The sequence below is a fragment of the Microcoleus sp. LAD1_D5 genome (assembly GCF_036702115.1).
GTDB lineage: Bacteria > Cyanobacteriota > Cyanobacteriia > Cyanobacteriales > Microcoleaceae > Microcoleus.
This window is the reverse complement of record NZ_JAUBSA010000125.1, coordinates 1-9,322: the sequence shown is the minus strand read 5'-3', so window position 1 is coordinate 9,322 and position 9,322 is coordinate 1. Positions and strand designations below refer to the sequence as shown.

The window sequence follows — 9,322 nt, the reverse complement described above, 5'->3', positions numbered from 1 at the left end:
GCCACTTTTATCAACGGGGGATGAGGGCTGTAACTCAGATTAGGTCTAGCTCTTAGCTCTCTTTGTCACCCCCCCAGGAAAACTTGCCTATTTTATGATTAGCTACTTTTGGCGTCAATGCAACAGCGACACGATCGCCTGCTGTCGATCGCCGGCAGCTATTTTCCATTTTCATTTGAAAACTTAATTTTTGCTGTTTCCCGGAGGCTGCTTGCCGACACTCTCAGCCACTTTTTGTATCCTGAGCTACCGCTTATTTGTGACCTCTCATACTCCTTGGGCATTTGTACTTTTTCTTGATCCCTAACGCCTTTATAAACTTTTAACCTATGTTTTTACCTATACAATGAGCAAGCACCGAGCTAATTGTTTCTATATATAACGAGATTATAAATAAATTATAAAATTTAATTATGCTTCGGGGATCGCTACAAACCAGACAGCATAAAGGTTGGGATGCTCTAAAACCTGCTAGCTCTACAAAGGAGAATTAGAGATGAAAATGATTTCCCTAAGAACTTTTATGCAAACCTCATTAACTTCACCTTTAACTTCAGCTTGTGGTCACTGCCGTCACTATACCCCTGAGGGCAGACGTGGGGGTGTTTGCGCTCTACTAAGCGGCCCGGTTCAAAGTCACTGGAAAGCTTGTGCTTTAGCGGTTTCGCCTTTTAGGTCATCTTGGGAAAACATAGAAGAAATTAGAATGTGGCAAGAATCGACTCTGACGCTACAGGATGCCACCGTCACTCTTTCTGAGCGTCATGCCTGCCAGCTTACAGGCACAACGTTAACCGAAAAATCGGCAGCAGCAGTATCAGTTTAGTTCGTCGGCAGCAGGATAGCTAATACCATTTTCGATTTTCGATTGGGGAATCACTGATGACTATCATAGTTTGGATCTAGCAAAGCAGTTTCATTCTTTTTGGGAACTCGTATCACTACTGACGCTTTTGGACGATCGGGTGCATTTGGGTTTACTAACTCATAAAAATCAGCAGGATCTACTTTAATATGAGCGCATAAAAAAACTGATTTCTCCATCCAGCTATGGCAGCCAAGGATATTGACTAAAATCAGGTTCCCGTTTTTCCAAAAAGGCTTGTTTGCCTTCGGCGCCTTCCTGGGTCATATAGTACAGCAAAGTGGCATTTCCTGCTAGTTCTTGCAAACCGGCTTGACCGTCGCAGTCAGCATTAAAAGCGGATTTCAAACAGCGAATCGCGATCGGACTTTTTTCTAGAATTTCCGCAGCCCACTGAATCCCTTCTAGTTCTAGTTGTTCGACGGGTACGACGCAGTTGACTAAACCCATTTCTAGGGCTTGCTGCGCGCTGTACTGGCGACACAAAAACCAAATTTCTCTGGCTTTTTTCTGGCCGACAACTCTAGCGAGATAGCTAGCTCCGAAACCACCGTCGAAACTGCCTACTTTGGGGCCGGTCTGTCCGAAAATAGCATTGTCAGCAGCGATCGTCAAGTCGCAAATTAAGTGCAGAACGTGACCCCCTCCAATTGCGTAGCCTGCAACTAAAGCAATTACAACTTTGGGCATAGATCGAATCAACTTCTGCAAGTCGAGCACGTTCAACCGGGGTATGCCACCTTCGTCTACATATCCCGCCGAACCCCGCACGCTTTGGTCGCCGCCGGCGCAAAAGGCGTATTTGCCGTCTGTATGAGGCCCCGCACCGGTGAAAAGGACAACGCCGATTTTTGTGTCTTCGCGGGCATCAGTAAAGGCATCGCACAGTTCCTGCACGGTTTTGGGACGGAAAGCGTTCCGTTTGTGAGGTCGATTGATGGTAATTTTGGCGGTGCCACCACTTTTGTGATACAGAATGTCTTCGTAGGTTTTGGCGGTTTGCCATTCAATTTGCATAATCAATCAATTTTAGATTTGAGACCAAGCTGGGTCTATCAAGGCAGCGACAAGTCGCTTTTAGATTTTAGATTGATTTGGTTCAATAGGATACAAGGGTCGATCGACTTCTCTCACTACTTTTACGGCCCCAAAATTTATATCCCCTGGATTATTTGCGGAGTAAAATACTCAGCAAGTGCTTTGCTGCTTTGCCAAATACCGGATCGCGGGACTCGAATTCGCTGGGATCGAGTAAAGCTTGAACTTCGGCAAAAGCTTCTGAGTCGAGGGTTCCTTCTTTAGTAAATAAAGTGTCTATGACTGCAATGTGTCTGGAGTCGAGGCCGAGCCGATTGGCGATCGACTGTAAGTACATTTGCTCCCGCATATCGATGTGTCCGTCGGCCGCTGACATTTCGTAGCCGGAACCGATAAGCAACAGTTTTTCTGATTCTGAGAACAAAGCTGTCAGGGTTAGCAATTCCGTGGGGTTGAAGTAAACCTGCTGTTTCGATACTCCTTTGACAAGGCGCTGAATTAGTTCTACCCGATCGCGGTCGCCACTGGCAAAGGCTTTGAGAGTCTTTTGCAGCCGTTCTTCTTCTTCAACTGCGATCGTCCTGTCAATAATCATCACTCCGCGCAGGATGGAAATCAGAGCCGTCAGAAACACTACCAAAGGAGTGATATCTTGTTCGCGCAGCTTTTGCCGGCTAATGCGGCACAACAGCTCAACAATTTCAGTGGTAATCGTAGTGGTGTCCATAATTAAAGACTCTCGATTAAGCTGTAATGTAACTTTCTTTATCGATTTTAAGTTTTTCTGTTACTTAGGTATGACGTGAATTGTAAAGCTGAGCCGTTGTCTATTAGTGATACTACTTATTTTATTCACAAACGCTGGATGACTAGGGCTGTGGAACTAGCACAAGCAGCCGGTGATGCTGGTGAAGTACCCGTTGGTGCTACCATTGTTGACGGTACTGGTAAATTGATTGCCGAAGCGCAAAATCGGCGAGAGCGAGATTGCGATCCGACTGCTCACGCTGAAATCTTGGCTTTGCGGGCTGCAGGCCAAGTTTTGCAAGACTGGCATCTTAACCAATGCACGCTCTACGTAACGCTGGAGCCTTGCCCGATGTGCGCTGGTGCGATCGTCCAAGCTCGGATTCGTCTGCTGGTATACGGAGCAGATGACCCGAAAACGGGCACGATTCGGACTGCTGCTAATATTCCAGATAGCGCGTATTCGTGTCACCGCTTAGAGGTGCTCGGCGGTATTATGGAGTCTGTTTGCCGCGAGCAGTTAATTTCTTGGTTTGAAGCGCGCCGGAAAAATTAACAGGTAAAATTTTTTACTCTCTTCTGCGCGAGGTTTAATCGAAATTGACCCTTTAACTGAAATAATAGATCCGTAATTGCCCGCTCAAGCTTTCGAGGCTGCCGACTGCTCTGTATTAGTGCTGTCCGGTTGGCTGAGGTTTTGCCTGTTAGAGGTTATCTCTTGTGGGCGCGATCGCTCGATCGGCACAATGCCAATAGCAAAACTGTCCCGATCCAAAAACTAAAGATTTGTCCAACCACTTACTTTAGACTTTAGATCTCGATCAAGCAGCTTAATTGCTATGCCCGATACCGCCACGATCGCCGTTGAGTCCAGTAAATCATCTCTAGTGAAGCCAATGCCTGCCAAGGTAGCACCTAATACCTCTCGCGTTTCTCCTTGGTTAACCTCCTTGCTCTATCCGCTAGGTCACTATGTTGTCCTACCGTTTCATTTTGGCAAGATTGAGATAACCGGACAGGAGCACTTGCCGAAAGACGGGCCTGTCATCTTAGCCCCTACGCACCGCTCCCGGTGGGATGCCCTGATGATGCCCTATTCAACGGGACAGAAGGTGACTGGACGCGATTTGCGGTTTATGGTAACTGCTGATGAAGTGAAAGGACTGCAAGGTTGGTTCATCAGAAATTTGGGGGGGTTTGCTGTGGATCTCAAGCATCCGGCAATTGGCAGTCTCCGTTATGGGGTGGAACTACTCCTCGACAAGGAAATGTTGGTGATTTTTCCCGAAGGCGGTATTTTTCAGGATGGGGAAGTTCACCCGATTAAGCCGGGATTGGCGCGTTTGGCAATGCAAGCAGAGTTGAGCAAACCGGGTTTGGGGGTGAAAATTGTACCGATGAGTATCCGCTATCGCCCGCGCATTCCTCAATGGGGTTCTCACGTAAAAATTGCGATCGGTGCTCCGATTTCGGTGGCGGATTATGCCAATGGTGGCGGTGGTAAAAAAGAAGCACGATTGTTGACAGCCGATCTCGAAATGGCTCTTAAAAAGCTTGATGAAAGTTGAGAAGAAGGAAGTTCGGCAACGGATTATGTAACGGATGTAACGGATGTCAGGAAGAAGGAAGTTCGGCAACGGATTATGTACAAGATGTAACGGATGTCAGGAAGAAGGAAGTTCGGCAACGGATTATGTACAAGATGTAACGGATGTCAGGAAGAAGGAAGTTCGGCAACGGATTATGTACAAGATGTAACGGATGTCAGTCCGATGGCAGTCGGAAGAAGGAAGGAGGAAGAAGGAAGAAGGAATTATGATATAATATTTTATGGTGCTGTGGAGAGATGCAGCACTTATTTGGCTGCTTTGTTATGTCTGTATTAAGTGTGAGCATTAATGGGTTGTGCTTTGAACTTTAAGCCTGGTCAAATTGTTAGTTTAGAATGTGGAGATGCGTGCCTGCATTCCGAGGTAATCCAAGTGGTTGAGGCACGTCAAGTTTGTTGGGTGCGCCCTTTGATGTTAGTTGTATCGGCGTCGGGGAAGGATTTATCGGCAGAATACACTTTATCGGATTTGCGAGATGGTGCTGATTTGCTGTGGCCGCTGAGCTTGTTTCGGGAGGCTTTTGATACTGAGGTAATTTCACTGTTGACTGAGTTGCACTCTCTGGATGCTGAGAAAAAGGATGGTGCGATCGCTTCTCGGCAACTTAGAGATTTTGTCGATCGAGTTTGGGAAGCTTTTCCGAGTGCTTTTCATTAAGCAGATATCGGGTGTTTTGTCTATTAGTCCGCCAGGGGTTGAAAACCCCTGTCTAATAGCTAAATCCCTCGCTATGAGGACTGATATATTATCTATTCTTCACAGTCCGCGCAGGTGGACTTGGTTTGTCTAGAAGCGATTTCAATCGCCGAATTTTTGCAGACTCTTATACTAAAATACGGCCTGTGAAAGCTCTTCCGGGTTGAGATTGTTATGAATAACTTTCCCATCGCGGAACCAGACAACGCGGCGAGTTTGGCGCGCCACCTCCGGTTCGTGCGTTACCATAACAACAGTCATGCCGCTTTCGTTGAATTCGGTAAAAATATCCATTACTTCTTGAGTAGTTTTTGTATCCAATGCACCTGTAGGTTCATCAGCCAGCAACAACACGGGACGGTTGACAATAGCCCTAGCAATGGCTACGCGCTGCTGCTGTCCTCCTGATAGTTGATTGGGTCTGTTTTGCAGCCGACTTTCCAGGCCTACTTTCGTTAAAGCGTCTACTCCCCGTTCGCGTCTTTCTGCTGCGGGAATGCCGGCATATACCATCGGTAACATGACATTTTCTAATGCTGTCAATTGAGGCAACAGGTGAAATTGTTGGAAGACAAAACCTAATTTTAAATTGCGAATTCCGGCTAATTCTGCTTCGGGCATTTCGGCGACATCTACGCCGTCTAAGTAGTAACTGCCGCTCGTAGGTCGATCGAGACAGCCGATAATATTCATAGCTGTAGATTTGCCCGATCCCGACGCGCCCATAATCGAGCAATATTCTCCTTGTCTTACGGTCAAGCTGACGCCGTTTAAGGCGCGAACTTCCAGGTCGCCAATCCCGTAAACTTTTGTTACCTCTTCGAGACCGACAACAACGGGCTTTGAGAGGACTTGCGGGTCGAGGTCTTGGTATGTATCGGTTTGTAGTTCAGGCATTTTTTTTCTGTGCGATCGACACAACTAACTACTAACTTAACACTTCTTCTCGGTTTTCGCGGCTGGAAGGGCGATCGTTTGGACGCTAATTGACGAGATATAAAAAAACTAAATCTTTAACGACGTGTTTGTGAGTTGTTTGATGAGAGTCATCGGATGTTCTAGCACTAGATAGTTATCTAATTTGCTTTTTCCAGTGCGGGTCAAGCCTTAATTATTGTGGGCATAAATTACGTCGGTGATATGCTCTTTTGCTTCCTCCGAGAGTGGAAAGCTGATAATGCTGTGGGAAGTGTGGCCGTCGCCACAAATTTCACTATTTCTGGATAAGCTTTGGGGATATTAGTAGCTACAGTCATATTTTCTTTCTGCTTTTTGTGTTTCTCTCACAGCTTCTCTAATTCGGTCAACTTTTTCTGGGCAAACTGGCGGACTTGTTCATCTGGATCGTGGGCAAATCGATCGCGAAGTATTTCTAAAGTTTTTGGGCGATCGGGGTATTGCTTGAGCATGATTTCAAGTGCTGTTTTCCGGGGGTTATCTTGCGATTTGTACAGGCGTTCAAAAGGATGATTGATAGCAATATCCCCTAACCATTCAAATATCTCTGGTTCATCTTTCCAGCCCTGTGCTAATTCTTGGACTGCTGCATATCGCACAGCCCAATTATCATCGGATTGAGCCATTTGTTTGAGGAGAGGTAAGGTTTCTGGGTCATCTTTCCACCCCCATGCTAATTCTTGGACTGCTGCCCATCGCACGATAGAATCATCATTAGATTGAGCCATTTGTTTGAGCCAAGGTAAGGTTTTTGGGTCATCTTTCCACCCCCGTGCTAATTCTTGGACTGCTGCCCATGGTACGATAGAATCATCATTAGATTGAGCCATTTGTTTGAGCCAAGGTAAGGTTTCTGGGTCATCTTTCCACCCCCGTGCTAATTCTTGGACTGCTACATATTGCACCATACAATCATCAGATTTAGCCCGTTGTTTGAGCCAAGGTAAGATTTCTCGATCATCTTTCCACCCCCGTGCTAATTCTTGGGCTGCTGCTTGCCACACAGCCAAATCCTTATCATATTGAGCCAGTTTTTTGAGGAGAGGTAAGGTTTCCGGGTCATCTTTCCACCCCCGTGCTAATTCTTGGACTGCTGCTTGTCGCACATCCGAATCATCATCAAATTGAGCCAATTGTTTGAGCCAAGGTAAGGTTTGTGGGTCATCTTTCCAAGTAAAGGCGATCGCACTTACTGCTTGAGTGCGAATTTTCGCCACAAAAGGTGGCTCTTCTCCATAATAAGCATCATCATAGTAATTGAGGTAGTAATTGGTTAACTCTTTTAAGCGTTCAAGCAATTGACTCTCAACCGCAGCAATCTCTTTTCTCTCCCTCACCTCATTCAAACACTTCGCTGCCAAAAAGAGATTGCTGAAGTTTTGGGCTGCCCCATCCTGTTCCATCAAAAACTCAATCAATTTACCTGTAAACTTTCCAGCAATCAATCCCGCAATCAAGCACAAAACTTCCTGCCAAGATTCATCATCCCAGTGCTTGCCAAAAACATCGGTTTTCAACTCCTCCAGTGAAACTTCTTGTGTCTTCTGAAACCTTTCCACCACCTCCGACGCACAGAAATATTCCAAAAAAGTTCGATGCACAAACCCATAAGTATCCGCACCCAAATAACATAAAATAAAGTTGCGAGTTCGTAGTTGGTTAATTATCAACCTTGCCCGCTCTGTCGGTCGATCGAAATCTTTATTCTTCAAATATGCTGTGAGGGTATTCTCCAAATCTTCCGCACTAATAATATTGCCAGCCAACCCTTCAGGTGCTGCTTGCATTGTGTAAGCGACTCGCCGCAGCATTTCTTGCTTATCTTTAGCATCAATAGTTTTCGGATCGAGCCTGCTATCCTCTACTAAAGACCTTTCCACATCCCATTGATACAGCAATACGCGCGAAGCTTGATTGTAAAGTTCCGCCCTGTCTCTCGGCAATTCTTGCCCGCGATTTAAAATCGCCATAATCGTCAACAATAACGGATTACCCGCTAAATCTCGAATCGTTGATGAATACGCTAAGGCTCTTTTCATGCGCTCACTAATCCGCGCTTTTTCCCCAGCATCAGTAAAAGTTAATTCGTGCCAGCGGCGAACAAAATCCTGAATTTGTTCCGCGTTCAAATCTTGGAGAATAAAGTGATGAAACTCTGCATCTTGCAACCGTTGAGGTTTGTAACCAATAATCCGAGACGTGACAATCACTCGCACGCGCGGATACTCATTCGTAAACCGATGAATCGCTGTAATTACATCTTCTCGTTTCCCGGCATCGAAAATTTCATCTAACCCGTCGAACATCACCACAGCGTCGCCTGCTTTAAGCTGTTTGTGTAATTGATGCTGATTCAAGTCACAAATAAAACCGGAATCTTTATGGAAAAATTCGAGGAAATTCTTGCAATGCCCTGATTCCACGTTGCGAATGTAAATCCGCAATTCTATTAGCAGCGGAATCGGCTGAGATGTCACGCTATTTAAGGGCGATCGCGCCCAGTTTAAAGCTAAATATTGTAACAGAGTAGACTTGCCAGAACCCGGATCGCCTAAAATAACAATGTAGGGATACTTTTGCTTGTCATTGATAACATCTAACACCGATACGATCGGCTGAGAAAAATAACCGCGCCGATATTTCTCTAAATTTTCTATATCGATCGCGTCTAATTGATTGCTGTCTTGCAGCCGCCGTTGATGTTCTTTAGGAATTTCGTAAGCTTGGGGCAGAAATGATTCGTAAATCGATCGCACATCTTGGAAAATAAAGATTTGCCAAACCTTCAGCTTTTCCCGATAATCGTAGGTATTGGGATCGACGCTGCTTAAATTGAGATTGCTGTAACGCTCGCACAGAGCTTCTTGATATTGCCTCAAGTCAAATTCGGGGATAATCCCCGCCGTTTCTTGAGTATTTTTCTGAATGCTATCCAGATTTTGAGCATTCAAGATATCGCGCAAGTCTTTTGAGTCAAAGAGAATTTCTTGAACTTCTGCCAGATACTGATTGGCGATGGTTTGCCACTTAAATCTTGCTGGTAAAGGAGTTAAATTTAGTTGACTCCAGGTTTGTTCGAGAAGTTCTGCATCGAGAGATTCGCGATCGGTCTCAAAAGCCTTGCCCAAAATTTCCTTAACAGACTTGTTATTGATAAACTGTTTAACATCTTTAATATACCGCTTAATTTCCTCGGGGGGAAGTCCGGCGATTTTCAACTGCTGTTGCACCAACTCCAAAAACTTTTTGAGCGCTTTGCCTGCTGCGACTTGTCGGGGGTCTTTTTCGCCAAAAAATAAGACGTTTTTTAGGCAATAGTCCGGACAGTTTTTATATGGCCCAATGGCTTATTCTGTAGGACTTTGAGCCACTGTGGATAATTAAATCAATGTCAGCTCCACCCCGCTCG

10 protein-coding genes are annotated in these 9,322 nt (G+C 45.5%); 5 read left to right on the top strand and 5 right to left on the bottom strand.

The features are described from left to right. The first annotated feature begins 523 nt into the window (after positions 1-523). Positions 524-826, top strand: coding sequence for a hypothetical protein (locus QUA70_RS27170; protein WP_333348410.1), 303 nt, complete (start codon positions 524-526; stop codon positions 824-826). A 222-nt stretch (positions 827-1,048) separates the two neighbouring features. On the opposite strand, the gene menB is transcribed toward QUA70_RS27170, so the two are convergent. Both menB and QUA70_RS27160 read right to left on the bottom strand, forming a co-directional pair. Continuing rightward, positions 1,049-1,882, bottom strand: a complete 834-nt coding sequence (menB, locus tag QUA70_RS27165; RefSeq protein ID WP_333348407.1) for a 1,4-dihydroxy-2-naphthoyl-CoA synthase — start codon at positions 1,880-1,882, stop codon at positions 1,049-1,051. Positions 1,883-2,033: 151 nt separating this feature from the next. After that, positions 2,034-2,630 carry a TerB family tellurite resistance protein gene (locus QUA70_RS27160; RefSeq protein ID WP_333167703.1) on the bottom strand — a complete coding sequence of 199 codons (597 nt, stop codon included), beginning with the start codon at positions 2,628-2,630 and terminating at the stop codon, positions 2,034-2,036. A 75-nt stretch (positions 2,631-2,705) separates the two neighbouring features. On the opposite strand from QUA70_RS27160, the gene tadA reads away from it, so the two are divergent. The 4 genes from tadA (at position 2,706) to QUA70_RS27140 (ending at position 4,917) form a co-directional block, all read left to right on the top strand. Continuing rightward, on the top strand, positions 2,706-3,206 hold the full coding sequence (gene tadA / locus QUA70_RS27155; protein WP_333348405.1) for a tRNA adenosine(34) deaminase TadA: 501 nt from the start codon (positions 2,706-2,708) through the stop codon (positions 3,204-3,206). A 283-nt stretch (positions 3,207-3,489) separates the two neighbouring features. Continuing rightward, the gene (locus QUA70_RS27150; protein WP_333335230.1) at positions 3,490-4,218 is read left to right on the top strand and encodes a lysophospholipid acyltransferase family protein; all 729 of its coding nucleotides are present in this window, start codon (positions 3,490-3,492) and stop codon (positions 4,216-4,218) included. A 93-nt stretch (positions 4,219-4,311) separates the two neighbouring features. Continuing rightward, positions 4,312-4,536: a hypothetical protein gene (locus QUA70_RS27145; protein ID WP_333348402.1), complete on the top strand. Its 225-nt coding sequence runs from the start codon at positions 4,312-4,314 to the stop codon at positions 4,534-4,536. Between the two features lie 12 nt (positions 4,537-4,548). Next, positions 4,549-4,917, top strand: coding sequence for a hypothetical protein (locus QUA70_RS27140; protein ID WP_333348399.1), 369 nt, complete (start codon positions 4,549-4,551; stop codon positions 4,915-4,917). Between the two features lie 171 nt (positions 4,918-5,088). Here the strand turns inward: QUA70_RS27140 and QUA70_RS27135 are convergent, their stop codons facing one another. From QUA70_RS27135 to QUA70_RS27125, 3 genes are all read right to left on the bottom strand, one after another. Then, positions 5,089-5,853 carry an ABC transporter ATP-binding protein gene (locus QUA70_RS27135; RefSeq protein ID WP_333348397.1) on the bottom strand — a complete coding sequence of 255 codons (765 nt, stop codon included), beginning with the start codon at positions 5,851-5,853 and terminating at the stop codon, positions 5,089-5,091. 230 nt (positions 5,854-6,083) lie between these two features. Next, positions 6,084-6,212, bottom strand: a complete 129-nt coding sequence (locus tag QUA70_RS27130; RefSeq protein WP_333348394.1) for a hypothetical protein — start codon at positions 6,210-6,212, stop codon at positions 6,084-6,086. A 27-nt stretch (positions 6,213-6,239) separates the two neighbouring features. Beyond that, positions 6,240-9,257, bottom strand: a complete 3,018-nt coding sequence (locus QUA70_RS27125; protein ID WP_445251646.1) for an NACHT domain-containing protein — start codon at positions 9,255-9,257, stop codon at positions 6,240-6,242. Positions 9,258-9,322: the final 65 nt, after the last annotated feature.

What these genes read in the sequence shown, in the direction of transcription:
- QUA70_RS27170 (WP_333348410.1), top strand. Translation starts at nt 524, where the DNA reads ATGCAAACCTCATTAACTTCACCTTTAACTTCAGCTTGTGGTCACTGC.
- menB (WP_333348407.1), bottom strand. Translation starts at nt 1,882, where the DNA reads ATGCAAATTGAATGGCAAACCGCCAAAACCTACGAAGACATTCTGTAT.
- QUA70_RS27160 (WP_333167703.1), bottom strand. Translation starts at nt 2,630, where the DNA reads ATGGACACCACTACGATTACCACTGAAATTGTTGAGCTGTTGTGCCGC.
- QUA70_RS27150 (WP_333335230.1), top strand. Translation starts at nt 3,490, where the DNA reads ATGCCCGATACCGCCACGATCGCCGTTGAGTCCAGTAAATCATCTCTA.
- QUA70_RS27145 (WP_333348402.1), top strand. Translation starts at nt 4,312, where the DNA reads ATGTCAGGAAGAAGGAAGTTCGGCAACGGATTATGTACAAGATGTAAC.
- QUA70_RS27140 (WP_333348399.1), top strand. Translation starts at nt 4,549, where the DNA reads ATGGGTTGTGCTTTGAACTTTAAGCCTGGTCAAATTGTTAGTTTAGAA.
- QUA70_RS27135 (WP_333348397.1), bottom strand. Translation starts at nt 5,853, where the DNA reads ATGCCTGAACTACAAACCGATACATACCAAGACCTCGACCCGCAAGTC.
- QUA70_RS27130 (WP_333348394.1), bottom strand. Translation starts at nt 6,212, where the DNA reads ATGACTGTAGCTACTAATATCCCCAAAGCTTATCCAGAAATAGTGAAA.